Annotated in this window: 26 protein-coding genes; 10 read left to right on the top strand and 16 right to left on the bottom strand. The window is 68.2% G+C overall.

Annotated elements, in window-relative coordinates:
* Positions 1 to 3: 3 nt before the first annotated feature.
* From E0L93_RS02540 to E0L93_RS02525, 4 genes are all read left to right on the top strand, one after another.
* Positions 4 to 2052, top strand: coding sequence for a thioredoxin domain-containing protein (locus E0L93_RS02540; protein WP_132688050.1), 2049 nt, complete (start codon positions 4 to 6; stop codon positions 2050 to 2052).
* A gap of 61 nt (positions 2053 to 2113) precedes the next feature.
* Positions 2114 to 3667 (top strand): sulfite oxidase, encoded by a 1554-nt coding sequence (locus tag E0L93_RS02535; protein WP_132688047.1) that lies wholly within the window; start codon positions 2114 to 2116, stop codon positions 3665 to 3667.
* Between the two features lie 180 nt (positions 3668 to 3847).
* On the top strand, positions 3848 to 4081 hold the full coding sequence (locus tag E0L93_RS02530; RefSeq protein WP_132688044.1) for a putative signal transducing protein: 234 nt from the start codon (positions 3848 to 3850) through the stop codon (positions 4079 to 4081).
* Between the two features lie 9 nt (positions 4082 to 4090).
* On the top strand, positions 4091 to 4846 hold the full coding sequence (locus E0L93_RS02525) for a lipoate--protein ligase family protein (protein ID WP_132688041.1): 756 nt from the start codon (positions 4091 to 4093) through the stop codon (positions 4844 to 4846).
* Positions 4847 to 5168: 322 nt separating this feature from the next.
* Here the strand turns inward: E0L93_RS02525 and E0L93_RS02520 are convergent, their stop codons facing one another.
* Positions 5169 to 5360: a hypothetical protein gene (locus E0L93_RS02520; RefSeq protein ID WP_132688038.1), complete on the bottom strand. Its 192-nt coding sequence runs from the start codon at positions 5358 to 5360 to the stop codon at positions 5169 to 5171.
* 118 nt (positions 5361 to 5478) lie between these two features.
* On the opposite strand from E0L93_RS02520, the gene E0L93_RS02515 reads away from it, so the two are divergent.
* From E0L93_RS02515 to E0L93_RS02505, 3 genes are all read left to right on the top strand, one after another.
* Positions 5479 to 5712, top strand: a complete 234-nt coding sequence (locus tag E0L93_RS02515; protein ID WP_132688035.1) for a hypothetical protein — start codon at positions 5479 to 5481, stop codon at positions 5710 to 5712.
* Entirely contained in the window at positions 5642 to 5860 is a 219-nt protein-coding gene (locus E0L93_RS16530; protein ID WP_132688741.1) for a PIN domain-containing protein, read from the top strand. The genes E0L93_RS02515 and E0L93_RS16530 overlap by 71 nt, the downstream gene beginning before the upstream one ends.
* A gap of 239 nt (positions 5861 to 6099) precedes the next feature.
* On the top strand, positions 6100 to 6504 hold the full coding sequence (locus E0L93_RS02505; RefSeq protein ID WP_132688032.1) for a bifunctional nuclease family protein: 405 nt from the start codon (positions 6100 to 6102) through the stop codon (positions 6502 to 6504).
* A 100-nt stretch (positions 6505 to 6604) separates the two neighbouring features.
* Here the strand turns inward: E0L93_RS02505 and E0L93_RS02500 are convergent, their stop codons facing one another.
* Both E0L93_RS02500 and E0L93_RS02495 read right to left on the bottom strand, forming a co-directional pair.
* A complete protein-coding gene (locus E0L93_RS02500) occupies positions 6605 to 7432 on the bottom strand; it encodes a P-loop NTPase (RefSeq protein WP_132688029.1) in 828 nt (275 codons plus the stop codon).
* 123 nt (positions 7433 to 7555) lie between these two features.
* Complete coding sequence (locus E0L93_RS02495) at positions 7556 to 8062, bottom strand: hypothetical protein (protein WP_132688026.1); 507 nt, start codon at positions 8060 to 8062, stop codon at positions 7556 to 7558.
* A gap of 155 nt (positions 8063 to 8217) precedes the next feature.
* On the opposite strand from E0L93_RS02495, the gene E0L93_RS02490 reads away from it, so the two are divergent.
* Complete coding sequence (locus E0L93_RS02490; RefSeq protein ID WP_132688024.1) at positions 8218 to 9504, top strand: MFS transporter; 1287 nt, start codon at positions 8218 to 8220, stop codon at positions 9502 to 9504.
* A gap of 119 nt (positions 9505 to 9623) precedes the next feature.
* On the opposite strand, the gene E0L93_RS02485 is transcribed toward E0L93_RS02490, so the two are convergent.
* From E0L93_RS02485 to E0L93_RS02465, 6 genes are all read right to left on the bottom strand, one after another.
* Entirely contained in the window at positions 9624 to 10067 is a 444-nt protein-coding gene (locus E0L93_RS02485; RefSeq protein WP_132688738.1) for an acyl-CoA thioesterase, read from the bottom strand.
* Positions 10068 to 10117: 50 nt separating this feature from the next.
* Positions 10118 to 10291 carry a hypothetical protein gene (locus tag E0L93_RS15665; protein ID WP_165874117.1) on the bottom strand — a complete coding sequence of 58 codons (174 nt, stop codon included), beginning with the start codon at positions 10289 to 10291 and terminating at the stop codon, positions 10118 to 10120.
* 6 nt (positions 10292 to 10297) lie between these two features.
* A complete protein-coding gene (locus E0L93_RS02480) occupies positions 10298 to 10546 on the bottom strand; it encodes a FitA-like ribbon-helix-helix domain-containing protein (RefSeq protein WP_132688021.1) in 249 nt (82 codons plus the stop codon).
* Between the two features lie 49 nt (positions 10547 to 10595).
* Positions 10596 to 12065, bottom strand: coding sequence for a gluconokinase (locus E0L93_RS02475; protein ID WP_132688018.1), 1470 nt, complete (start codon positions 12063 to 12065; stop codon positions 10596 to 10598).
* 89 nt (positions 12066 to 12154) lie between these two features.
* Positions 12155 to 12946, bottom strand: coding sequence for an AttM family quorum-quenching N-acyl homoserine lactonase (gene attM / locus E0L93_RS02470; RefSeq protein ID WP_132688015.1), 792 nt, complete (start codon positions 12944 to 12946; stop codon positions 12155 to 12157).
* A 63-nt stretch (positions 12947 to 13009) separates the two neighbouring features.
* Complete coding sequence (locus E0L93_RS02465) at positions 13010 to 14281, bottom strand: hydroxyacid-oxoacid transhydrogenase (RefSeq protein ID WP_207890283.1); 1272 nt, start codon at positions 14279 to 14281, stop codon at positions 13010 to 13012.
* A gap of 98 nt (positions 14282 to 14379) precedes the next feature.
* Here E0L93_RS02465 and E0L93_RS02460 point away from each other — a divergent pair, with 98 nt between their 5' ends.
* Positions 14380 to 16278, top strand: coding sequence for a S9 family peptidase (locus E0L93_RS02460; protein ID WP_132688009.1), 1899 nt, complete (start codon positions 14380 to 14382; stop codon positions 16276 to 16278).
* Here the strand turns inward: E0L93_RS02460 and E0L93_RS02455 are convergent.
* From E0L93_RS02455 to E0L93_RS02425, 7 genes are all read right to left on the bottom strand, one after another.
* Positions 16275 to 17633 (bottom strand): glucose-6-phosphate dehydrogenase, encoded by a 1359-nt coding sequence (locus E0L93_RS02455; RefSeq protein ID WP_132688006.1) that lies wholly within the window; start codon positions 17631 to 17633, stop codon positions 16275 to 16277. The genes E0L93_RS02460 and E0L93_RS02455 overlap by 4 nt on opposite strands.
* Positions 17630 to 19453: a glycoside hydrolase family 15 protein gene (locus E0L93_RS02450; RefSeq protein ID WP_132688003.1), complete on the bottom strand. Its 1824-nt coding sequence runs from the start codon at positions 19451 to 19453 to the stop codon at positions 17630 to 17632. The genes E0L93_RS02455 and E0L93_RS02450 overlap by 4 nt, the downstream gene beginning before the upstream one ends.
* Before the next feature lie 38 nt (positions 19454 to 19491).
* Entirely contained in the window at positions 19492 to 19734 is a 243-nt protein-coding gene (locus E0L93_RS02445) for a DUF2795 domain-containing protein (protein ID WP_243638092.1), read from the bottom strand.
* Between the two features lie 5 nt (positions 19735 to 19739).
* The gene (locus E0L93_RS02440) at positions 19740 to 20111 is read right to left on the bottom strand and encodes an Asp23/Gls24 family envelope stress response protein (protein WP_165874116.1); all 372 of its coding nucleotides are present in this window, start codon (positions 20109 to 20111) and stop codon (positions 19740 to 19742) included.
* A gap of 135 nt (positions 20112 to 20246) precedes the next feature.
* Positions 20247 to 20621 (bottom strand): SRPBCC family protein, encoded by a 375-nt coding sequence (locus tag E0L93_RS02435; protein WP_132687996.1) that lies wholly within the window; start codon positions 20619 to 20621, stop codon positions 20247 to 20249.
* A 33-nt stretch (positions 20622 to 20654) separates the two neighbouring features.
* A complete protein-coding gene (locus tag E0L93_RS02430) occupies positions 20655 to 20852 on the bottom strand; it encodes an SRPBCC family protein (protein WP_132687993.1) in 198 nt (65 codons plus the stop codon).
* 83 nt (positions 20853 to 20935) lie between these two features.
* Complete coding sequence (locus E0L93_RS02425; RefSeq protein ID WP_132687991.1) at positions 20936 to 21697, bottom strand: RibD family protein; 762 nt, start codon at positions 21695 to 21697, stop codon at positions 20936 to 20938.
* Between the two features lie 74 nt (positions 21698 to 21771).
* Here E0L93_RS02425 and E0L93_RS02420 point away from each other — a divergent pair, with 74 nt between their 5' ends.
* Positions 21772 to 23415 (top strand): FAD-dependent oxidoreductase, encoded by a 1644-nt coding sequence (locus E0L93_RS02420; RefSeq protein WP_132687988.1) that lies wholly within the window; start codon positions 21772 to 21774, stop codon positions 23413 to 23415.
* Positions 23416 to 23429: the final 14 nt, after the last annotated feature.

The following is a 23429-nucleotide window of genomic DNA, read 5'->3' as shown; positions in this document are numbered from 1 at the left end:
ATCATGGCTAACCGGCTGGCGCAGGAGACGAGCCCGTACCTCCTGCAGCACAAGGACAACCCGGTGGACTGGTACCCGTGGGGTGAGGAGGCTCTGGAGAAGGCCCGAAGGGAGGACAAGCCCATCCTGCTCTCCATCGGGTACTCCGCCTGTCACTGGTGCCACGTGATGGAGCGCGAGTCCTTCGAGGACGAGGAGATCGCGCGCATCATGAACGAGCACTTCGTGAACATCAAGGTGGACCGGGAGGAGCGGCCGGACCTCGACTCCATCTACATGGCCGCCGTGCAGGCTCTCACCCGGCACGGCGGCTGGCCGATGACGGTCTTCCTCACCCCGGATGGAGCCCCGTTCTACGGCGGCACGTACTTCCCGCCGGAGCCCCGGGGCGGGATGCCGGGCTTCAAGCAGCTTCTGCTGACGATCGCCGACGCCTACAAGAATCGCCGGGAGGAGGTGGAGCGGAGCGCCGGGAGCGTGCGGGAGTTCCTGCAGCAGGCCACGACCGCCGCGCTGCCGCGTACGCAGACTTCGGGGGTGCTGCTGGACGCGGCCGCCCGCGCCCTGCTGGAGCAGGCCGACGCCCGGTTCGGGGGCTTCGGCGGGGCTCCCAAGTTCCCGCAGCCGATGAACCTGGAGCTGCTGCTCAGGCACTACCGCCGCACCGGGGAGCGCTCCGCGCTCTCCCACGTGGAGACGACGCTGCGGGCGATGGCCAACGGAGGCATCTACGACCAGCTCGGCGGCGGCTTCGCCCGCTACTCGGTGGACGAGTACTGGCTCGTGCCGCACTTCGAGAAGATGCTCTACGACAACGCGCTCCTCGCCCGGATGTACCTGGAGGCGTACCAGGTCACCGGCGACGGCTTCTACCGCCGGATCGCACAGGAGACGCTCGACTACGTCGTCCGCGACATGACCTCTCCCGAAGGCGGCTTCTACTCGGCCGAGGACGCAGACTCCGAGGGCGAGGAGGGCAGGTTCTACGTCTGGACGCCGGAGGAGATCCGCTCGGCCCTGGAGCCGGACGAGGCCGAGCTGGCCCTGCGTTACTGGGACGTAACGGAGCGCGGCAACTTCGAGGGCAAGAACATCCTCCACGTCCCGCGCCCGCCGGAGACGGTCGCGGATGAATTCGGCCTCTCGGCCGGGGAGCTGCAGCGGCGCATCGCCGCGATCCGGGAGAAGCTCTTCGAGGCGCGCGAGCGGCGGGTGCGGCCGGGCCGCGACGATAAGATACTCGCCGCCTGGAACGGCATGATGCTGCGCTCCTTCGCATTCGCCGCCCGCGTTCTCGACCGCGAGGACTACCTGAACGCCGCCCGGCGCAACGCGGAGTTCCTGCTGCAGAGGATGCGGGTGAACGGCCGGCTGCGCCGCTCGTACAAGGACGGCGAGGCCCGCCTGAACGGCTACCTGGAGGACTACGCGCTGGTCGCCGACGGCCTCCTGGCCCTGTATGAGGCGACGTTCGAGCTGCGGTGGCTGCGGGAGGCCCGCTCGCTCGCCGACTCCATCCTGAAGCTCTTCTGGGATGAAGAGCGCCGGGCGTTCTTCGACACTCCCGCCGACCACGAGGAGCTCGTCACCCGCCCGCGCGACATCTACGACAACGCCACACCCTCCGGCAACTCGGTGGCGGTGGACGTGCTGCTGCGGCTGGAGCTGCTGCTGGACCGGCGGGAGTACGGGGACCGGGCCCGGGAGGTGCTGGAGGATCTGAGCGGCGGCATGGCCCAGGTACCCGGCGGGTTCGGGCACCTGCTGGGCGCTCTGGACTTCGAGCTCTCGGAGGCGCGCGAGATCGCGATCATCGGCGACCCGGGGGACGGGGGCACAAAAGCGCTGATGGACACCGTCTACGCCCGCTACCTGCCCAACCGCGTGATCGCGGGCCGCGCCCCGGATGACGAGGAGGCCGCAAGAGAGGTGCCGCTCCTTAAAGACCGCCCGCTGCTTGAGGGGAAGGCTACCGCCTACGTCTGCGTACGCTACGCCTGCCAGAACCCCACCACCGACCCGGAGGAGCTCGCCCGGCAGCTGGAGGGGTAAACCGCCGGGCTCCCGGAGCCGTATACTTGTAAGGTGGCAGTATCCTCCGAAGGGCGGTCCTATGGACCTCAGACGGCGGGAGACTATCGCCGGTGCCGCCGGCGCCGGGGTGGCGCTCGGCATAACGGAGCTGGCGCGCGGGCTGAGCGAGGCTGTACCCTCGTTCGCGCTCGCCGTCTCGCAGCGCGCGGTCGAGCTCGCCCCGGGCGGCATAGCCACCGCGATTATCGGGGTTCTGGGGTCTTCCGCGACGCCGCTTCTGGTCTCGATCGTCGTGCTCGCCGCTCTGTTTATCTGCGCCCGGATTGGGGAGCTCTCCCGGCGGCGGCCCGGGGCCGCGCTCGCCGGAGCGGGGGCGCTGGTGGCGGCCGGGATCGCTGCCGCGCTCTTCGAACCGGGCGCAAGCCCCCCGGCCGTTATCTCTACCGGGCTCGTCGCGCTTGCGGCGGGCGCCGGAGTGGTGCGCCTGATGCTGCGCGGACCCGCCGAAGGAGACGCCGTCCCGGAGTACCGGCGGGCTGCGGCGATGAACCGGCGGCGCTTCCTCGCGCTGGCTGGCGGGGCGGCGCTGCTCGGGCTCTCGGGGGCCGCCGCGGGGCGCATGCTCTCCGACCGGCGGGCGGCCACGGCGGTGAGCGCGAAGCTGCCCGTCTCCCCGGCCGGGGTTAAGAAGCTGCCCCCGCCGCCCGCCGGAGCCTCGTTCGCCGTGGAGGGTATGCCGCCGCTCATCACGCCGAAGGAGGACTTCTACCTGATAGATACCGCGATCTACGCGCCCCGCGTGAACGCCGAGGAGTGGCAGCTGAAGATCTCGGGGGCGGTCCGCAACCCGTTCGCGCTGACCTACCGGGACCTGCTCTCGCTGCCCGCGCGGGAGGTGGACATTACTATAGCCTGCGTCTCCAACGAGGTCGGGGGCGGTCTGGTCTCCAACGGCCGCTGGACCGGGGTCCTGCTCTCGGACATCCTGGAGGAGGCCGGCCTGCGGCGCGGGGAGCTGGACGGCGCTTCGGACCAGCTCGTCGGCCGGGCTGTGGACGGCTGGACGGCGGGCTTCCGGACCGGGCTCGCCCTGGACGGCCGAGAGGCGCTCGTCGCCTACGGGATGAACGGCGAGACGCTCCCCATCGAGCACGGCTACCCGGCCCGGCTCGTGGTCCCGGGGCTCTACGGCTACGTCTCGGCGACCAAGTGGCTCTCGGAGATAGAGCTCACCGGCTGGCGGGAGTTTGATGCGTACTGGACCGTGCGCGGCTGGGCCAAGGAGGGGCCCATAAAGACTCAGTCCCGCATAGACACCCTGACGAGCGGCGATACCCTGCCCGCCGGTCCGGTAGACGTCGGCGGCGTGGCCTGGGCCCCCACCCGCGGGATCGAGCGGGTCGAGGTCTCCACCGACGGCGGCAACACCTGGGACGAGGCCGAGCTCGCCGCCGAGCTGAGCGAGAACACCTGGCGCCAGTGGCTCTACCGCTGGGAGGCCGAACCCGGCGAGCACACGCTCCAGGTGCGCGCCACGGACGGCACCGGAGAGACCCAGACCGCCGAACGCTCCGCTCCCGCTCCCGCCGGAGCGACCGGCTACCATACGGTAAACGTTACGGTCGAAGGGTAGGGGCTGCGGCTGCTTATTCCTCCGGGCGGGTAGCCTGTACCCTGCCCTCCGCTACCTCAGCAGGAGACCGACCAACGGGATCCGGAGCGCTTCGGCGGGGAGGCGGCTCAGGCAGCCCGGAGGACGGGGCGCCGGTGGAGCTAGGACCCACTCTCTCCCGAAGCTGGTATATTCATCCCGATGGACGATAACCGTTGGGTGAAGGTCGGCAGCGCGCCGAACGAGAGCCTGGCGCTCATGATCGAGGGTCTGCTGAAGGGGCAGCACATCCCGGTCCTGATCCGGCGCTCCCAGGGCTTCGACGTGCCGGAGTTTCTGGCCGCCGGTCCGCGCGAGATCCTGGTCCCTGCCTGGGCCGAGCCCGAGGCGCGCGAGATCGTGGAGGACACCGTGGGGCCGGGCTCCTGGAGCTAGCGGCACGTGATGGAGTTGCTGGTCGCCAGACGCTTCGAGAGCCCGGTCGCCGCCTACGGCTACTTCCGCACCGTGTTCGAACAGGTAGCCTCCGGCGCGCGGCCGCCGGCGGTCTCCATCACTCCCTCGACCCGGCACGTGGGGGTGACGCGCCGGGACACCCGCCGGGAGGGGTTTGCGGGTGCGGTGCGGGCCGCGAACGGGCTCGGGTACCCGGTGCTGGTGCGCGCCTCGGGCGGGGGAGCCATCGCGGCAGACACCGGCACCTTCGGCTTCTCGATCATCCGGCCTGAAGAAGATGGGAAGCAGGGCATAGACGAGCGCTACGACGAGGCGTCGGACTTCGTGCTGGCCGCTTTCAAGCGGCTCGGCTTCTCCGGCGCGGAGGTGGGCGAGGTAAGGGAGGAGTTCTGTCCCGGTGACCACAGCATCCGGTTCGGGAGCTACGAGAGCGGGATGAAGCTGGTGGGGATCGCGCAGCGGATAACCCGGCGGGCGACGAGCGTGGGCGGGATCGTGCTCGTCTCCGGCGAGAAGGAGCTGGCGCGCGTGCTGGAGCGCGTGTATGCGGCTATGAGCCTGCCCTTCCGGCCGGAGAGCGTCGGCAGCCTGCGCCGGGCCGGAGCGAGGGTAGAGGTGACCGATGTTATAGAAGCATTTGCGGCCGAGGCACAGGAGCGGTACGGGGCCGTCCCGGCGAAGGTGGGCGAACGCACGCTTGAGCAGGCCCGAAAGGTAGGAGAAGAGTGCCTGATCCGGCCCTGACGCATGTAAAGCCCCGCTCGCCCGCCACCGATATTCCGCCAGACCCTGGCCTGCAGCGCGGCTAGATCCAAGCTCGGGTCGAAGGGGTCCAGGAAGCGCACGCCCTCAATGACCGCCCCAGGGTTGAAGTCCTCGCCCAGAATTACCGGTACCTGCCCCAACCGCGCCGCCGCCCACACCTGCGCGTCGTAGCAGGGGAAGGCGTGCTCCCTGACCCCCCGCAACGCTTCCATCACCAACCGGGGCGGTAAGCGAGAGCACCGGAAATGCCAGAGAGAGCCGCTCCACCTCCCACGCTATGCGCGCCGGAGCCAGCGGCGGCTTAAGCTTCCTCAAACAAGCCCAAAGCCGCCTCCGCCCGCCCCAAAGCCAGCACGTCGCCGTCGTCTCCCTCCAAGAGCAGCCTGTCCAGAAGCCGCCGCGCCAGCTCCGCTTCGGAGATGCCCAGCTCTCTGGCCCGCTTCTTGATCGCCCGCTCGTGCGCCTCGCTTATGTAGAGCTGCTTGCGGATCATACCCCTACATCATATAAGTGACCACAGAGACTGCTGAGGAGGGGAAGGCATCGTTAAGCGCGTTGGCGTCAGGGAGTGTTAGGGATCGGGCCACCTCAAGGAGGCTGAGCCCATTGCGGTGGAGCGGCACGGCAGGTTGATCGGCTTTTACATACCTGTAGAGCCTAAGGAGCCGGATCGGGAGGCAAGGCTGAGGGAGGCTCTCAGGCAGCTGGGGGCTGCCGTCTCTCGCGCCCTTAAGGAGAGTGGCATGAGCGAGGAGGAGCTGGCCGAATACTTCGATCTCTCAAAGCCGCCTCCCCCATCTGAGGCTCGCCGGCGGGAATCTCCTGAACGCGCACCTCGTTCTTAGAGAAGAGGAAGCGCTCGTTGTCCCGGAGGCGGTTTACTCTGAACACCTGGAACGCGCCGCCTGCCGCGTCCCCCGGGATCCCGACGACATTCCCACCGTTGCGCTCGCCCTGGCCCTCGGAGACGACCAGGGGCGCTGCGCCATCTAGACCAACGACGGAGACTTCCTCGGGTGCGGCATCCCGACGAGACCCTGCAGGCGTACCTGCTGCACCGCGCACGGTGATCCCCTCCGGCAGCATACGAACTGGCCTTCGACAAGTGTGGCTGAGGGGGTAAGCTGCCGGTAACCTTTTTACCTCTCAAAGAGACTTATGGATATACACGCTGCCTGATCCTCATGGCGGCGTTCATACAGGAGATGGGCTGAGAGTGGAGGAGTATCCCCGTGGGCGCGAGAGCACCGGCGGAGACGGTCGAGGTCGTGGTCGACGAGGTCGTAAAGCTCGGGATTGGTGAGGTACGCAAGCTGCTGAAAGCGGCCGGGTCCATGGACGAGTTGCGCAGCCTGCTCGAACTCTACGCCCACCAGAGACTCCCCGCCGTGTTGGTGTTGCGCGAGGCGTACGGCGAACGGGTGCTGCCTGTTCGGGTGCCCCTGGACGCCGCCCTGGATATCTGGCAGGCGGTCAGCGGCAGGCGTATGTCCCGGCTGCTGGCCCACGACTTTACGCAGCGGCTCCTGGAAGCGGTGGGGCTTGAGGTGCGGAGCGTGGCGATGCGATTGCGCTGGCGGTTAGTTTGGAAGTGCCGATCTATGTCGCAAGTTCGGTCTCGAAGGGGAAGGTTATAAGTGCAAGCGGGTGTGGATCGATCGGTGCGGGGAGGAGCTGAGGTAGGAGCCCAACACAGGCGCTCGATCTCCACTGCATGAAAACCAGGACCAGCGTCTGCTACGAGGGGCTGCTCTCTCCGTCTTCCGTTGAGTGGAGCCTACGCACAACGGAGGTTGCTATCTTTCGGAAAGCGCGGGCCTCTGCACTATCGGGTTGGGAGACGACAATCGGTTTGCCTCGGTTGGCCTCGTGCGCGACTGCAGGGCCGAGCGGCACGCTTCCCAAAAGCGGGACACCAAGCGACCAGATCGAGCGGTCGGTGCGGACGTGCGGGAACACCTCGAACTGCTCGCCGCAGCAGGGGCAGCGGACTCTGCTCATGTTCTCAACGCCTCCAAGAACCCGGATCTCAAGCTTCTTGAGCATCTCAATGATCTTCTTGGCGTCCAGGTGAGCCACATCCTGAGGGCCGACCACCACGACCGTGCCGGAGAGGGAGAGCGAGCGCAGCAGCTCCTGCTGGACCTCTGCGGCACCCGGCGGGAGGTCGATGATCAGGTAATCCAGCCTGCCCCAGCGCACGTGGTGGAGCATCTGGTAGCCGATCTGTCCGACCAGCGGCCCCCAGGAGAAGACCTGCTGGCGCTCGCCGAGCAGGAACCCGACGGACATGATCTTCACCCCGAAGCGCTCGATGGGGTCCATACCAAGCCCGCCTGCTCCCGGATGCCGCCAGAACGACCACTTCTGCGCCTCCTGCGTCCTGGTCAGCCCTACCATCACGGGGATGTTCGGCCCGTAGAAATCCGCGTCCAGCAAGCCTACCGATGCGCCCTCCTGCGCCAGAGCCAGGGCCAGGTTCAGGCTCACCGTGGATTTCCCCACGCCGCCCTTGCCGCTTCCTATCGCGATCACATGCCGGGCTTCGAGTCCTTGTTCACTCATGTATCTGAACCCTTTCTGCTCTGCCTGCACGGGAGATATGTTCTCGCAACACCAAGGCTAAAGAAGCGGGAGAAGAGATAAATCACCTTCTCCCGCGCTACGAAGGACAGGTTTGCCGGGCTCTTATGCCGGCTTGTAATCCGTCCAGCCAGGTGGATTGACTGTATGCTGATGCAGCCTCTCAAGTAACGAGTAGACCTCGGCCTTCTCGATCTTCTCCGTTCCTGTCTCAACCTTGTCGATCAGGGCTGCCAGTGCCGCGTGGATGGCTTCGAGACGCTGGATGCACTCGCTCGTGGCCCACTCGTAAGAGTCGGGTACGTCATCACGGCTCATCTCGTAGGAAAGTTTCTCCCTGGCCACCCGCAGGAGTTCTTCGAGATCTGCAAGTGCGTCCTCACCGAGCGGAATGGCCTTCTCCGGCTCATAGATGGCGAGCCAGCGCACCATCTCAAGCACATTCTTATACGCGGAGATAAAGGCAGGTATTCCCTTGAGGTCGAACTTCCAAAGGCCGCTCCAGGTCTCTGGCTCGATGGTTTGCATCCGAAAGCTGCAGTTTTGCGGACACAACAGCTTCTCCCACCGCGTTTCAGCTTCAGTGAGGAGTGCCGAGTTCTTTGCCTCCATACTAGGCCCTCCTTTCCTTCGTTGTGGCCTACACGGTTACCCAAAAATCGCATACCCAGGAGCGGGGACTGCTAAACAAGAACTTGCATTCTCTGCTCATCGTGGTGTATGAAGGCGTAGATGGTACGCGCGGGAACATCAGCGTCCTAGTGTCGATGAATCGCCTGCGATTCTTGCAGGCTTTGTCCCCTCCCGAATCCGGCGATTCGGAGGAGAAGCGAGACTTCCTCAAGCTCTGGGCCGGACAGAGCATTTGGATGCTGGGGATGCAGGTTTCTTTGCTGGCCATCCCGCTCACGGCCGTCATAACCCTCGATGCTTCGGCGGCGCAGATGGGGCTTCTGGCAGCCGTTCAGCAAGCTCCGTGGCTTGTGGTAGGGCTGTTTGCGGGGGCGTGGGTGGACCGCCTGCGCCGCCGGCCCGTAATGATAGTCACCGCTCTCGGTTCGGCGTTGCTCCTGAGTTCGATACCGGCTGCGGCCTTGCTGGGATTCCTGAGTCTCTGGCAGCTTTATGTCGTCGGGTTCCTTACCGGGACGCTTCTGGTCTTCTTCTATGTGGCCTACCAGTCGTATCTGCCCTCGCTCGTGCCGCGCGGGTGGCTTCCTGCGGCCAACTCCCGGCTGGAGGCGAGCCGCTCGCTGGCCCAGATCGCGGGTCCCTCTGCCGGCGGGGTGCTGGTGCAGCTCCTGACGGCTCCTATAGCCGTGGCGTTTCAAGCCGTCTCGATGGTGGTCTCAGCCGCGCTCTTCGGTGCGATCCGGCGCGAAGAACCGCCGCCAGAGTCGACCCCGGAGCGACGGAAGATATGGAAGGACGTAATGGAGGGGATGAACTTTGTGGTTCGCGCTCCCATCCAAAGAACCATCGCCGGCAGTGGGATCGTCATAACCCTCTTCTGGGCCATCCAGGATGCCATCTTCGTGCTCTACGTCACTCGGGAGGTCAGTATCTCCCCGGCTCTTTTAGGGATCATCTTGGGAGCGGGTGCCATTGGCGGCCTCTTGGGCGCCGCGCTGGCCGCTAAAGCAGCTCGGCGCTACGGAGAGGGCAGAACCCTCCTGTGGGCCTACATATTGGACAGTATCTCTTACCTGCTGATCCCGCTCGCAGGAGTCCTGCCCGGACCCGAGATAGTAGCAGCCGCAGTACTCTTGTTCTCCAAGTTCATCTTTGGCGTGGGAGCCATAACCTATGGTGTCAACGGCATAAGCCTCATCCAGGCCATAACGCCTTCCCGGCTGCTGGGGCGCGTGCACGCCACCCGGCGCTTCTTCATCCAGGGCTCGATGCCCGTGGGAGCGCTTTTGGGCGGATTTCTGGGCGAAGCTGTGGGTCTCGCGCCGACGATCCTGGTGGCGGCCTTAGGAAGCTTTATGGGCGTGCTGTGGGTCGCATTCTCCCCGCTCAAAGACGCCCGGGTGGAAGATCAGGATAGGTGAGGCTTGAACTCCTTGTTCAAATACCGCGACGGGTCTCCGGCAAGCGGGAGACGTTATCCTGGAGGGATCTGCAGGAGATCATTCAGAGCCGCCGGGAGTTCCGGCCGGAGGGGTAGCGGCTATTCTCTGGGGGCCACCAGCGGCTCCAGCGCCCGGCGCAGCTCCGGCGGCAGCCCGGCCGGGCGGCGGGTCTCTCTATCCACATAGACGTGCACGAAGTGACCTTGGGCTGCGGCCTCCTCTTCGCCGTTCTTGAAGAGCCCGATCTCGTACCGCACGCTGCTGTTGCCGAGCCGGGCGACCCTGAGCCCGGCGTGCACGGTATCCGGGAAGGCGAGGGGCTTGAAGTACCGGCACTGGGTCTCGACTACCAGCCCGATGACCGGGCTCCGCTCGATGTCCAGCGCGCCGCGCTCGATCAGGTACCCGTTCACCACCGTGTCGAAGTAGGAGTAGTAGACGACGTTGTTGACGTGGCCGTAGACGTCGTTGTCCATCCAGCGGGTGGTTATCTTCAGGAAGTGAGGATACTGCCGGCGAATTTCTGGTTTTGGACGCTCCATGCCCGGCATTTTAACCGTTTCGCCTCGCCACCGGCTCCCGCTTGCCAACTTTAGGGGGCACCGCTACCTCCGTAGACCTCGGCTGCGGTGTGGATGCCGGAAGCCCGGGCGAGCCGGGCGTCCAGGCTTTCATTCTCCCGGCCCATCCTCTCCTGGAGGCGCGCCGCGCTCGCCCCGAGGTTCAGCAGCACGGTGATCGCCGCCGATGCGTCGAGGACTATCACGGACGGTTACTCGAGATCGCGAGGACCGCCGGCATCCCGCATCCGGCGGATCGTCACTTCCGGCAGCTCATCCAGCTCGACCGGTTCGTCGCGGCTTACCTGCTCCAACCACTCGCGCAGCGTCGGCTTCCCGGCGATCTGCTCGATCTCGGAGAGCAGGTAGTCCGAAAGGGTCATGCCCGCCTTCGCAGCCCGAACCTTGAGCGTCCGGTGCAGCTCATCCGGGACGTTGCGGATCTGGATCATCTTCGGCATGTGAAAGATAGTATCGCATGCGCATCACATGGTTCAATCCTGCCCGGGGCTAGAACTCCGGCTCCAGGCGCTCGTAGAGCCGGGCGAACCTCGTGCTGAGCTCTCTGTAGACCGGCAGGTTCTCCGGGAGCGGGCGCTGGCGGTGGGACACCTCTACCAGCTCCCGGGCCTCTTCGAGGGAGTCGAGGTGGCCGAGGGCCTGCATCCCGATCAGGGCGGCTCCGAAGCAGGAGCTCTCCGGGCTCTCGGGGTAGAGGATCTCGCACCCGAACACGTCGGAGAGGATCTGGCGCCAGAGCTGCGACCGCGCGAAGCCGCCGGTAGCGCGGTACTCGCGGGGCTCTTCCGGGAGCGTGCGGGCGACGGCGTGGAGCTGGCAGGCCACTCCCTCCATTACGGCCCGGATCACGTGCTCCCGCCCGTGCTCCAGCGTCAGCCCGAAGAGGACCGCCCGCACGTCCGGGTTCCAATTCGGGGCGCGCTCCCCGGTGAGGTAGGGCAGGAAGACGAGCCCCTCCGAGCCCGGCGGGACCTCTGAGGCCAGCTCCTCCATGAGATCGTAGGTCTCCCGGTCTGGCTCGCGCAGGTCGGGGAACATCCGGTCCCGCGCCCACTGCAGCGCTATCCCGCCGTTGTTAATCGGGCCTCCCGCCACCCACCGGCCCGGCGCGAGCGCGTAGCAGAAGGTGCGTCCCTCAGGATGCGTCCGCGGTTCCGGGACCATCATTCGCACCGCGCCGCTCGTCCCGATGGTGAGCGCCGCCACGCCCGGCTCCGTGGCTCCCACCCCCAGGTTCGCCAGCGTCCCGTCGCTCGCCCCGAGTACGAAGGGGGTCTCCGGCTCCAGCCCGAGTCCGGCGGCCGTCTCGCGCTTCAGGCCCCGCAGCGCGTGCGTCGCCGGGACGGGGCGGGAGAGCTTCTCCTCCGGCAGCCCGAGCAGTTCCAGGGCTCCCCGGTCCCAGCGCAGCTCCTTCAGGTTGAAGAGGCCGGTGGCAGAGGCCACGGAGTGGTCCACGACGAACTCGCCGAAGAGCCGGTGGAGAATGTACTCCTTGATCGAGACCCAATGCCGCGCGCGCCGGAACGTCTCCGGGTCCTCCTCCCGGAACCACAGGAGCTTCGCCAGGGGCGACATGGGGTGTATCGGGGTGCCGGTGCGGTGGTAGATATCGAAGGCGTCACGCCGGAGCCTGCGGGCCTGATCTGAGGCCCGGTTGTCCGCCCAGGTGATGACGGGTGTGAGGGGCTCTCCGCGCCCGTCCAGCGCCAGCAGGCTGTGCATGGCGGAGCTGAAGGCGACGCCCTCGGCCTCCGTGCCGGACTCCCGGGCGGCGCGGGAGATGACGTCCAGCGTGGCGGAGAAGATCCCGTCCGCATCCTGCTCGGCCCGGCCCGGGGCCGGAGACTCCAGCGGGCACTCGCGCGAGGCGCGGGAGAGGATGGTGCCTCGCCGGTCGTAGGCCGTGGCCTTGACGTTCGTGGTCCCGAGGTCCACCCCGATGATGCAGCCGGTGCTCATACCACCCCATGATACGGGATCTCGAGCGGCACGGCGGGCCGCCCGCGGGCGGCCCGCCGCCACCGGCCGGGAGTGGCCGGGGCCGAAGGCTAATCGTAGTACTCGGGGGCCTTCTTGAAGCCGGGCCAGGCCTCCGGGTCGTGGCCGGTCACCACCTGCGCTTCGAGCCTCTCCACGGTGCGCCGGATCCTGCTCACCGACTCGGCCACGTCCGCCGCGGAGTGGATGAGCCCGGGCAGGGCCTGGTTCTCGTAGTGGTCCAGCGTATAGCAGGCGTCTGCGGTGAGCACCATCGCACCGGTGTTCTCCAGGTTGACCACCACGGACATGTGGCCCGGGGCGTGACCCGGGGTGAAGAGCGTCTTTATGGTGCCGTCGCCGAACACGTCATATTCGTCGTCGTGCCGGCCGTCCAGCAGGAGCCAGTCCACGTCCCTGTCGAAGTCGGGCCGGATGTAGGCGGGCTTCTGGAACCAGTCCGGCGTGTAGGCGTACTGCAGCTCGCGCCGCTGCACGATGTATTGGGCGTTGGGGAAGTGCCCGATGGCCCCGGTGTGGTCCAGGTGCAGGTGCGACTGGATGACGTACCTTACCGAGGCCGGGTCTACGTCCAGGCCCTGGAGCTGGTTCACGACGAACTGATCCTCGCTCATCACCGGCGTATAGGCGTCCACGACTCCCTGACCCCAGTGACCGACCGCGTCCTGCGCCACCTCCAGCGCGTTGCCGCCGTCGTAGAGTACGTTGCCCCGGGGGTGCGTGATCAGGAAGAAGGGCACCGGAATCTCGTACGGCTCTCCGAGGCCCTGGTTCATCTTGATGAACTGCACCTGGGTCTTCAGGCTGCCGCACTCCAGGAAGTACAGCCGGAGATCGGACATTATCCCACTCCTTTCCTCACGGGGCTTCGGGCATCGCCTCTGACCTGCCCGGAGCCCTCCGGCCTACCAGTTCTGCATGGACTCGCGCAAGATGTTCGCGAGATCCTCCTCCGTCACCTTTTTGGGGGAGCCCACGAGCAGGCGCTGCTGTTTCATCGCACCCGCTACGAGATCCGGGATGTCCTCCTCGCCGTAGCCGAGCTCCCGGATGCCGCGCGGCGCGCCCACGTCCTGCATGAGCCGGATGATGATCTCGGGCAGGGTGTTCTCGTCGGCCTTCCCGACCGGTCTGCCCGCCAGCAGCTCGGCGACCTGCCGGTGCTTCTCGGGCATGGCGTCGTAGGTGAAGCGGAACGCGGCCGGGGCCGTGACGATCACGGACCACCCGTGCGGTACGAAGGGATGGTCCTTGGGGTAGCCGGGCGGCTGGTACTCGTGCTTGAGCCCCGCGATGGGGTAGGCGCAGGCGTGGGGGATGTGTACCCCGGCGGAGCCGAAGCCGATCCCTGCGAGCGTGGCGCCGAGCATCATGAAGCCGCGGGCCTCCACGTCCCGGCCGTCGGCCACCGCCCGGCGCAGGTACCTGCCGCCGTACTCCAGCGCCTTGGCCGACCAGATGTCCGCGATGGGGTTCGAGCCCTGGTAGGGCGGCCGGTCGTCGGGGGAGGCGGGCTTCGGGCGCTCGTTGTACGGCCTGGAGAGGTAGGACTCCGCCGCGTGGCAGACCACGTCCAGCCCACAGGAGGAGCTGACCTCCGGGCCCAGCGTCAGGGTGAGCTCGGGGTCCACGACGCCCCGCGTCGGGCGCAGGTACTGGTGCGAGATGCCGGTCTTCACCCGCTGCTCGGGGATGTCCAGCACGACGACGGTGGTCGCCTCGGAGCCGGTGCCGGCGGTCGTCGGGACGGCGAGCAGGGGCTTCAGGGGCGAAGGAGGCTTCTTCCCGCCGCCCACCGGCGGGTTCACGTACTCCATGAGCGGGGCCGGGTGGGTCGCGGCCAGGTTCGCCGCCTTGGCGGTGTCTATGCTGGAGCCGCCGCCGACGGCCACGAAGCCGTCGAAGTTCCCCTCCACGGCGAAGTCCGCCGCCTCCTGCAGCGAGTCGAGCGTGGGCTCGACGCGGGTGCGGGCGAAGACCTCCACCTCGATGTTTTCGGCCTCGATCCGCTCCCGGATGCGGTCCGTGATCCCGGCCTCCACGACCCCAGGGTCCGAGACGAGCATCACCCGGCCTACCCCGAGGCGTTTTAGCTCCCAGCCGGTCTCCTCCGAGGCTCCGGGCCCGAACTTTATCGGGGTGGCCTCCATGGTGAAGATGGTTTCGCGGTCTGCCATCTCGCCGCTCCTTTCCCCGTACGTTAGCAGAATCATTCTACATCATCGGGGTTCGGGCTACGGTAAGATGCGGGCCGGTCCCGCGAGAAAGGAGCCGCTTGCAGAGGAAGCTTCTCGCCCTTGATTTACTTACGTCGCACAGCAGGCCCTCCGACCCGCAGATCTCGCCGGAGGGCGACCGGATAGCCTTCACGCTGGCCCCGGTGAGCCGGGAGGGCGAGCACCCCGCCGCCGCGATCTGGGTCGTGGAGGCAGGTGGCGGCGAGGCGCGCCAATTCACGGGCGGCGGAGAGTGGTACGACGCCGCGCCCCGCTGGTCGCCGGACGGCGCGCGGCTGGCCTTCATCTCCGACCGGGGCAGGCGGGGCGAGAGGACCCTGTACGCGATGCCCGCGGGCGGCGGCGAGGCCCTGCGCCTCTTCGAGCGGCGCGGGAAGGTGAGCGAGCCCGCCTGGTCGCCGGACGGAAGGTATCTCGCCTTCCTCTACACCGACCCCGAGACCGAAGAGGAGAAGCGGCGTAAGGAAGAGCGCGACGACGCGCGCGTCCGGGACGCAGACTACAAGTACACCCGCCTCTGGGTGGTGGATGCGGAGTCCCGGGCGGCGAGCCCGGTCTCGCCGGAGGGGCGGCAGGTGTGGGGGTATGCCTGGGCTCCGGACTCAGAGCGCCTGGCGATCAACACCTCGCCTGCGCCGCTCGCCAACGGCTTGTTCGAGGAGACGGAGGTCTCGGTGGTGCCGCGGAGCGGCGGCGGGCCGGAGCCCGTCTTCCGGCTGGTGGGAGCGGCCCGCGACCTCGTCTGGTCGCCGGACGGAAGGTATCTGGCCTACCGCGCCCGGGCCGGGCGGGTCGTGAACGGGGACTACGTGCACCGGGTCCCGGCCGGCGGCGGCGATCCGGAGTGCCTGACCCCCGACTACCGGGGGACCGGGGCACACCTCTCCCGGCTCGGGGACTCGCTGCTCCTGCTGGCTCACGAAGGACTGCACGCGGCCTTCTACCGCCTGGGCTGGGACGGCCGGATGGAGCGGATGCTTAAGGGGGTGCGCGGGAAGGTCGTTGCGCCCGTTACCGCCGACCGGGAGGGGAAGCGCATCGCCGCCATCCGGCAGGACGCCGCGCACCCGCCGGATGTATATGCGGGTGGGATCGGGGGGAGCGGGCTACTCCGGCGCACCCGCCTGAACCCGGAACTGGAGGCCGCCGGGCTCGGGGCTGCGGAGCCCGTGCGGTGGGAGAGCGATGCGGGGGTGGAGGTCGAAGGGCTGCTGGTGCAGCCCGCCGGGTATGAGGAGGGGCGGCGCTACCCGCTCGTGGTGCAGGCGCACGGCGGGCCGAACTGGCTCTGGCAGGACCAGTTCTGCGCCGGCTGGCACGACTGGGCGCAGGTACTGGCCTCCCGCGGCTACGCCGTGCTGCTGCCCAACCCGCGCGGGAGCACCGGGTACGGCCCGGAGTTCACGAACGCCAACTTCATGGACGTGGGCGGCGGCGAGCTCCGGGACATCATGTCCGGGGTGGACGCCATGGTCGGGCGCGGCCTCGCCGACCCGGACAGGCTCGGCATCTGCGGCTGGAGCTGGGGCGGGTACCTGGCCGCCTGGGCCATCACGCAGACGGAGAGATTCCGGGCGGCGGTGGTGGGTGCGGGACCGTCCAACCTCATCAGCGACAACTCGCTCGGCGACATTCCGAGCGCGAACCTCTCGTTCTTCGAGCGCACGCCTTATGATGACCCCGACCCGTACTACGAGCGGTCGCCCATCCGGTACGTCGGGAACGTGAAGACCCCGACCCTCATCCTGCACGGCGAGGAGGACGAGCGCGTCTCGGTAGCCGAGAGCATCCAGCTCTACGTCGCCCTGCGCAGCCTGGGGATCGAGACGCAGCTGGTGACCTACCCGCGCGAGGGGCACCGCATAGAGGAGCGCAAACACCAGCTCGACCTCCTGCGGAGGATGGCCGGCTGGTTCGAGAGGTTCCTCGGGGATTAGGGGCCGCCGGAGCCCGCGGGGTACTCCAGGAGCTGCGGACGGCCTTTCGCCCAGCTCTGCAGTATCGGCTCCACGATGCGCCAGGACTCCTCGGCCTCGTCGGCGCGGATGGAGAGGGTGGAGTCGCCCTCCAGCGCGGCGAGCAGGACGTGTCCGTAGGCCGGCAGCTCGTGCGGGGCGAGCCCGGCCTCCAGCGTCGTCCGCTCCAGCTCGAAGGGGTCTCCGGGGCCGTTGACGTTGATCTCCAGCTCGATGCGCTCGGGGGTGAGCAGGATGCGCAGCGCGTCGGGAAGCGGTTCGCCCTCCTGACCGAAGGCCAGGTGCGGGACGGGGCGGAACCGGATCAGGATCTCCCGCCGGTCCGCGCTTAGAGCCTTCCCGGTGCGCAGCACGAACGGGACGCCCTTCCAGCGCCAGTTCTCCACTCCGAGCGTCACCTGCGCGAAGGTCTCCGTCCCGTTCTCCGGGTCTACGCCCTCCTCATCTGCGTAGGCCGGAATCTCCCGGTCTCCGATGCGGCCCGCGGAGTAGCGGGCGCGAACGGTGTTCCGCTCCACCTCCTCCGGGGAGAGCCTGCGGACGGCCCGCAGCAGCTCCACCTTGCGGTCGCGCAGGTCCCGCTCGTTCAGGGTGTGGGGAGGTTCCATCCCGACGAGGCACAAGAGCTGGAGGAGGTGGTTCTGAATCATGTCCTTCAGCGCTCCGGCGGAGTCGTAGTAGGAGGCCCGGCCCTCCAGCGCCAGCGTCTCTTCCCAGACGATCTCGACTTTGTCTATGTGCTCCCGGTTCCACAGCGGCTCGAAGACGCGGTTGGCGAACCGCAGGCCCAGGAGGTTCTGCACCGTCTGCATGGCCAGGAAGTGATCCACCCGGAAGACTGCGCTCTCGGAGAACGTATCGTGCAAGAGCCGGTTCAGCCTCTGCGCGGACTCCAGGTCTTCCCCGAACGGCTTCTCTATGACGACGCGGCTGCCCTCCGGGAGCCCGGCATCCGCCAGGGCTTCCACGACCGGGGCGAAGATGGCGGGGGGCAGCGCCAGGTAGGCGGCCACGGGTTCGTCCAGCGGTCTCAGAGCCTGCGCCACCTCTTCGCCTCTTGTGGCGTCGGCCCGGCGGTACTCCAGCATCCCTGCCACGGCCTTGCGGGATGCTTCGGGCAGCTCCGGTGCTAGCTCCGCCACCCGCCCTTCTATCTCTCTCCGGTAGCTCTCCGTGTCCCATTCATTGCGCCCGATCCCAAGGATCTGGAATCCTCCGGGGAGGCGGCCCGTCTCGTGCAGCTTGACGAGCGCGGGGAGCAGGTACCGGGCCGTGAGGTCTCCCGCGGCCCCGAAGATGGCCAGGCGCCGGATCACGCGCGCGCTCCCTCCAGCCGGCGGGCCAGGTTCACGCCGCTGGAGATCACGCCCACGTGGCTGAAGGCCTGCGGGTAGTTGCCCAGGAAGGCTCCGCTGCCGGGGTCTATCTGCTCCGGGAGCAGCCCCAGAGGATTGGCCCGGCCGCAGAGCGACTCGTAGAGCTCGGCCGCCTCCTCCACCCGGCCCTGACCCGCCAGGTTGTCCACGAGCCAGAAGCTGCACAGCAGGAAGGCTCCCTCGTGACCGGGCAGCCCGTCGGGAGACTCGTCCGGCAGGTAGCGGTAGAGAAGGCCCTCGCCCGCGCCCAGGCGGTCAACGATGGCTTCTGTAGTCGCGACCATTTTGGGATGATCGGCCGGGACCACGCGCCGCAGCGGCAGCGCCAGCAGGCCCGCGTCCAGCCCGCCGCCGCCCAGGTGTTCGGTGATGGCTCCTGCCCCCTCGTCCCAGGCCTCCTCCAGGATGGCGGCCCGGATCCTCTCCGCCTCGGCGCGCCAGCCCTTGACATCTCCCGGGAGCCCGAACTGCTCCGCGAGCCGGGCCCCGCGGTCCAGCGCGACCTGGCAGAGCGCGGCGGAGTAGGTGAACGGCCGGCCCGGGGTGCGCACCTCCCAGATACCGTGGTCCGGGTCGTGCCACTCCCTCCCTGCGGCCTCGACGAGCTCGGTGAGCCTCCTCCAGAGAGGCTCGTCCAGCACGCCGTCGTGCCGCGCCCACTGGTAGGCGCAGTCCAGGATCTCGCCGAACACGTCGTGCTGGCGCTGGTCGGCCGCCGCGTTGCCCCAGCGCACCGGGGGCGACTTCCGGTAACCTTCCAGCTCCTCGTCCGTGCGTTCGGGGGGCGGGATCTCGCCGTCCATGTCGTAGAGGACCTTCGGGCGGCCGTGGCGCTCCACCGCGTCCAGCACCCAGCCCAGGAAGCCCGCCGCCTCGCCCGGCAGCCCGATGCGCCGCAGCGCGTACACGGAGAAGGCGGCGTCCCGGATCCAGGCGTACCGGTAGTCCCAGTTGCGCGGTCCTCCCAGGGCCTCCGGCAGCGAGGAGGTGGGAGCGGCCACGATGGCCCCGGTCTGGAAGTAGTCGAGGAGCTTGAGCGTGATCGCCGAGCGCCGTACCAGGTCCTTCTGCGGCCCCTCGTAGGTGATCTGCTGCGCCCAGCGCTGCCAGATCGAGACCGTGGACTCTAGCACCTTCTGCGGGGGGACGGGGTGGTGTCTGTAGGGGCCTCCTCCCCAGCGCAGCGTGAGATGCATCCGCTCGCCTTCGCCGAGCTCCAGTACGTTTCTCGTCCCCCGCAGGGGCTTAGAGGACCAGAGCTGGAGGTCCAGGCCGGCATACCTCTTGCAGCGCAGGTGCAGCCCGTCGCCCCGGCGCTCGGCCTCCGCGCCGCCGCGGGGCTCTACCTCCACGCGCAGGCGTACGGGACCCCGCAGCACCTCGACCATCCGCAGCAGCTCGCTGCGGCAGGCCGGAGCGTCCTCGTTCAGGTCGGCTCCGGAGCGCAGCGTGAGCGCGTCCGTCACCCGCACCAGGCTGGAGCGCCCCCGCAGCTCGGTTATGAGCACGCCGCTGTCCGGCTCGTAGAACTGCCGGGACTCCACCAGGTCTTCCGGGGCCACGGTAAACGCGCCGCCGCTCCGGGCGTCCAGGATCTTGCAGAAGGGCGGCTCGGAGTCGAAGCGGGGGATGCAGAGCCAGGAGACGGCCCCGTCCCGCCCCACCAGCGCGGACGTGCTGCCGTCCCCGATCAGGCCGAAGTCCTCCAGCGGGAGGTAGCCGTCGGTCGGGTTCAGGTTCGCGAACCGGCTTTCCGGCATGCAGCTCCTTTCTCTGAGGGGTTGTCCCGGGGGGAAGCCTACTCCTCTATGAGGCCCTCACCGAGGAGGTACTCGCGCAGGTCTTCCGGGTCGGCGAAGGTCTCCTTCGGACCGATCTGCTCCAGCAGCTCCAGCACCTCGTCCGGGGCGTCGTTCTCGCGCGCGGCGAAGAGGAGGTCGTCCCGGGAGACCCCCGCCTCCTCGGGCGCGACCGTCACGGCGAGCTCGGCCGTGCCCGCGAACGCCTCCTCGACGTACGGTTCCAGCTCTTCCCAGCTCATGGCGGTCACCCCTCGCGGCGGCGCTCCCCGGCCGGGTCGTAGACGTCGTTGACCCGGATGTTGACCTCCCGGACGCTCACCCCGGCGAGCTGCTCCACCTGCCGGATGACGTTCTGGCGGGCGGCCTCTGTGATCTGCGGTATCTTCCGGCCGTACTCGACGGCCACCGTGAGGTCTATGGTCGCCCCGGAGTCCCCGATATCGGCCGAGACGCCCTGCGGCCGGCTCTGGGAGCCGCTCACCTGGTCTAGAGTTCCCTCTACGAGATCCGGCGCGTCGGTGTTCGGGCGCAGGCCCTCCGTCTCCTGCACCGCGAGGCCCGCGATCTTGGTCACCACGCTGTCCTCCACCCTGTAGTTGCTGCGCTGCTCCGTCACGACTGCCTCCTCCTGCCGATCTACTGCGTGAATCTTATTCTAACCGGACCTTCCCGGCGGTGAGAGAGGCCTCTCTCACCGGGTACGCGAAAGGGAGCCGGTGCCGGCCCCCTTTCCCGGATCTGTGTCGCCGCTTTAAAATTCGAAGATTATCCGGCGCTCGCCGCTCGGCCGGTTCCGCCGCCGCAGGAGCAGGAACAGCACCACGAGCACCGCCACCGTCGCCAGCCCCGTGCCGGAGGTCAGGAAGGCCACGATACCGCTCTGCGCGGTCGCGGCTGCGGGGCGCTGCCGGATCTCCTCCGGTGTGGCCCGGCCCTCCAGGATGTCCTTCAGGTTCCGGAGGTCCTGCTCCAGCATCACCTTCGGGTCGGCGACGGCCCGGGCCGCTACCTCGCCGAGCTTGCCGCCCGGCGGGTCGGCGTAGTTCATCTGCACCTCGACCCGGGTGCGGTTGGGCGTGACCTGGGTGAAGCGCACCTGGCCGGAGGTTCCGACCTCGCCGTCCAAACTGTTCCAGCCGATGGCCCGGTTCTCCTCCCGCTAGGTGGTGCGGGCCTCCCACTCCACCGTCTTGCCGAACGGCCCCTTGACCCGCCAGTGCGTCGTGTTCTCTCCGGTCACGCGCACCTCTTCGACGTTGGACATGAACTGCGGCAGGTTCTCTAGGTTCTTCCAGTAGTCGTAGACCTTCTCAACCGGGGCCTCTATCTCTACCGAGCCTTCCACCCTCTGAGCCATAGGTCTCTCCAATCTCTCGCTGTTCGCCCTCAAGTAGGTATTGCTTTCCCCGAAGCGGGGCCGGGTAAACGGACGGAGAGCCTTTATTTCAGGATCCTGTAGCGCAGATAGAGCTCCGAGCCGTGGGCGTAGAGGGTTTCGAGCCTTAGATTCTGCCGCGCTTCGGGGTTGAGCTCCTCTCCGGAGACGATGCCCGGACCGGCGGCGTTTCCGGAGAGCTTGGGGGCGAGGGTGAGGAAGAGCTCGTCGGCAAGTCCTGCCCGGAGCAGGGCGTGGTTGACGCTCGGGCCGCCCTCGGAGAGCAGCCGCCGGACGCCGAACTCTCCGTGCAGGATCTCCAGCGCGCGCCGCAGGTCTGGAAATCGGTCGCCGCCCGCCCGCCTTACGGTGGCGAAGCGGGAGATCTCTGCTTCCTTCTTCTCCGGCAGGGTTTCCGGTACCATCACGACCACGCTCTCCCTGCTCCGCCGGAAGACGCTCCGGCCGGCGGGAAGCTCCCCGCTGCCGGTGAGGATCACGGCCAGCGGCTGTCCGGGGAGGCCGCGCCGCCTGCGGAGACGCACCAGTTCGTCCGGCAGCTCGAAGTTCACGCCCTCTTTTCGCAGGGTCCCGGCCCCGCTCATCACCGCGTCCGCGGCGGCGCGGATGCGGTTCATGTTCCCCCGGTCGGTGGCGCTGCCGATCCGGCCGGCCCTCCCGCCGATGGCGGCCCGCCCGTCGGCGGTGCTGACCATGTTTATAGCGGTGTAGGGCTTGCCTCCGGGCAGCTCCAGGGTGGCGTAGATCTCCTCCGGCGCCAGCTCCCCGCCCGGCGGGGGGTAGAGCTTCAACGCGGTCTGCGGCACACTTCACCTCCGTTCGTGTCTTCCGGGGTATACATTCTAGAGGCCGGTGCCCGCTGGAGAGAGGAGTCGCTGCGATGAAGCTCGTGGTCGTCGGCGGGGTGGCCGCCGGTACGAAGGCCGCCGCCCGTGCCCGCCGCCTGGACCCGGAGATGGAGATCACGCTCTACCAGGCCGAACCTGAGACCTCGATCGGCGCGTGCGGCCTGCCGTACTACATCTCCGGCACCGTAAAGAGCCGGGACCGGCTCATCGCCCGCACCCCGGAGCAGTTCGGCAGGCAAGGCATCCGCGCGCTCGTGCGCCACCGGGTGACGGAGCTGGACGTCTCCGGCAAGCGCCTCACCGTCCGCAACCTGCAGACCGGCGAGGAGTTCGAGGACTCCTACGACCGGCTCCTGCTCGCCACGGGGGCGAAGGCTAACCTGCCGCCCGTCCCCGGCGCGGAGCTGGATGGGGTCTTCACGCTGCGCTTCCTCTCGGATGCGGACGAAATACTGGCGTATATGGAGCGCCACCGGCCGGAGCGGGCGGTCCTGATCGGGGCCGGGTACATCGGGCTGGAGCTCGCGGAGAATCTGGTGGAGCGGGGGCTTGAAATCTGTATGGTCGAGCTCGCCGACCGCATTCTGCCCGGCTACGACGAAGAGATCTCCAGGAACGTGGAGCGCCACCTGCGCGAGAAGGGTGTGCGCACGATCACCGGAGCGGGGGTCGAGGAGATCCTGGGCGACGGGCGGGTGCGGGCCGTCCGGGTGGGCGGCGGGGAGATCCCGGCCTCCCTCGCCATAGCCGGCGTCGGGGTGAGGCCCGAGGTGGGGCTGGCGGAGGCCGCCGGGATAGAGCTCGGGGAGACCGGGGCCATCCGGGTGGACGGGCAGCTCCGCACGAGCGCCCCGGACGTGTGGGCCGCCGGAGACTGCGTGGAGAGCCGGCACTTGGTGAGCGGGCGCCCCGTATGGATGCCGCTGGGGGATACGGCGAACCAGATGGGGCGGGTCGCCGGGACGAACCTGGCCGGCGGCTCGGATACGTTCCCGGGCGTGCTCGGGACCGGGGTCTTTAAGGTCTTCGAGCTCGGGGTGGCGAAGACCGGGCTCGCGCTGGAAGAGGCCGAGGAAGCGGGCTTCGATGCCGTCTGCGCCACCATCGAGGCGCGCAGCACGGCCGGGTACTACCCCGGCGGGCGGGAGGTCTTCCTCAAGCTGGTCGCCGACCGGGAGAGCGGGCGTGTGCTCGGGGCGGAGGCCGTCGGCGGGAACGCGGACAAGCTCATAGACGTCTGCGCGACCGCGATCTGGGGCGGGCTCACGTACCGGGACCTGATGAACCTGGACCTGGCCTACGCGCCGCCGTTCGGACCTACCCTGAGCCCGGTTATCACGGCGGCGGGGGTGCTGGAGAACCGGATCGAAGCCGGCATCCGGGAGATCAGAGCCCCCGAAGTCCGCGCGGCGCTGCCGGAGGTGCAGCTGGTGGACGTGCAGCCTGCCGGCACGGCGACCCACCGGATAAAGGGCGCGATCCGCATCCCGCTCGAGGAGCTGGACGACCGCATCCCGGAGCTGGATCTCGGCGCGCCCATCGTCGTCTACTGCGGCAACGGCCGGTGCTCTTATGAGGCCGCGCTGAAGCTCCGGGAGGCCGGCGCCCGGGACGTGCGGGCGCTGGAGGGCGGCATCTGGGGCTGGCCCTACGACGAGGAGCGGGAGCGGGTTTAGAAAATGTTTCAAGC

This window comes from Rubrobacter taiwanensis, assembly GCF_004337705.1.
Taxonomy (GTDB): Bacteria; Actinomycetota; Rubrobacteria; order Rubrobacterales; family Rubrobacteraceae; genus Rubrobacter_C; species Rubrobacter_C taiwanensis.
The sequence above is the reverse complement of the archived record's forward strand: the minus strand, read 5'-3'. Positions and strand labels throughout refer to the sequence as shown.

Bases quoted from the DNA above. Each gene is read 5' to 3' on its own strand.
- E0L93_RS02450 (WP_132688003.1), bottom strand. From the start codon at position 19,453: ATGCCGGAAAGCCGGTTCGCGAACCTGAACCCGACCGACGGCTACCTC.
- attM (WP_132688015.1), bottom strand. From the start codon at position 12,946: ATGTCCGATCTCCGGCTGTACTTCCTGGAGTGCGGCAGCCTGAAGACC.
- E0L93_RS02445 (WP_243638092.1), bottom strand. From the start codon at position 19,734: ATGAGCTGGGAAGAGCTGGAACCGTACGTCGAGGAGGCGTTCGCGGGC.
- E0L93_RS02480 (WP_132688021.1), bottom strand. From the start codon at position 10,546: ATGCCGAAGATGATCCAGATCCGCAACGTCCCGGATGAGCTGCACCGG.
- E0L93_RS02530 (WP_132688044.1), top strand. From the start codon at position 3,848: ATGGACGATAACCGTTGGGTGAAGGTCGGCAGCGCGCCGAACGAGAGC.
- E0L93_RS02520 (WP_132688038.1), bottom strand. From the start codon at position 5,360: ATGATCCGCAAGCAGCTCTACATAAGCGAGGCGCACGAGCGGGCGATC.
- E0L93_RS02485 (WP_132688738.1), bottom strand. From the start codon at position 10,067: ATGGAGCGTCCAAAACCAGAAATTCGCCGGCAGTATCCTCACTTCCTG.
- E0L93_RS02490 (WP_132688024.1), top strand. From the start codon at position 8,218: ATGAATCGCCTGCGATTCTTGCAGGCTTTGTCCCCTCCCGAATCCGGC.
- E0L93_RS02535 (WP_132688047.1), top strand. From the start codon at position 2,114: ATGGACCTCAGACGGCGGGAGACTATCGCCGGTGCCGCCGGCGCCGGG.
- E0L93_RS02475 (WP_132688018.1), bottom strand. From the start codon at position 12,065: ATGAGCACCGGCTGCATCATCGGGGTGGACCTCGGGACCACGAACGTC.
- E0L93_RS02465 (WP_207890283.1), bottom strand. From the start codon at position 14,281: ATGGCAGACCGCGAAACCATCTTCACCATGGAGGCCACCCCGATAAAG.
- E0L93_RS02430 (WP_132687993.1), bottom strand. From the start codon at position 20,852: ATGGCTCAGAGGGTGGAAGGCTCGGTAGAGATAGAGGCCCCGGTTGAG.
- E0L93_RS02525 (WP_132688041.1), top strand. From the start codon at position 4,091: ATGGAGTTGCTGGTCGCCAGACGCTTCGAGAGCCCGGTCGCCGCCTAC.
- E0L93_RS02500 (WP_132688029.1), bottom strand. From the start codon at position 7,432: ATGAGTGAACAAGGACTCGAAGCCCGGCATGTGATCGCGATAGGAAGC.
- E0L93_RS02420 (WP_132687988.1), top strand. From the start codon at position 21,772: ATGAAGCTCGTGGTCGTCGGCGGGGTGGCCGCCGGTACGAAGGCCGCC.
- E0L93_RS02540 (WP_132688050.1), top strand. From the start codon at position 4: ATGGCTAACCGGCTGGCGCAGGAGACGAGCCCGTACCTCCTGCAGCAC.
- E0L93_RS02495 (WP_132688026.1), bottom strand. From the start codon at position 8,062: ATGGAGGCAAAGAACTCGGCACTCCTCACTGAAGCTGAAACGCGGTGG.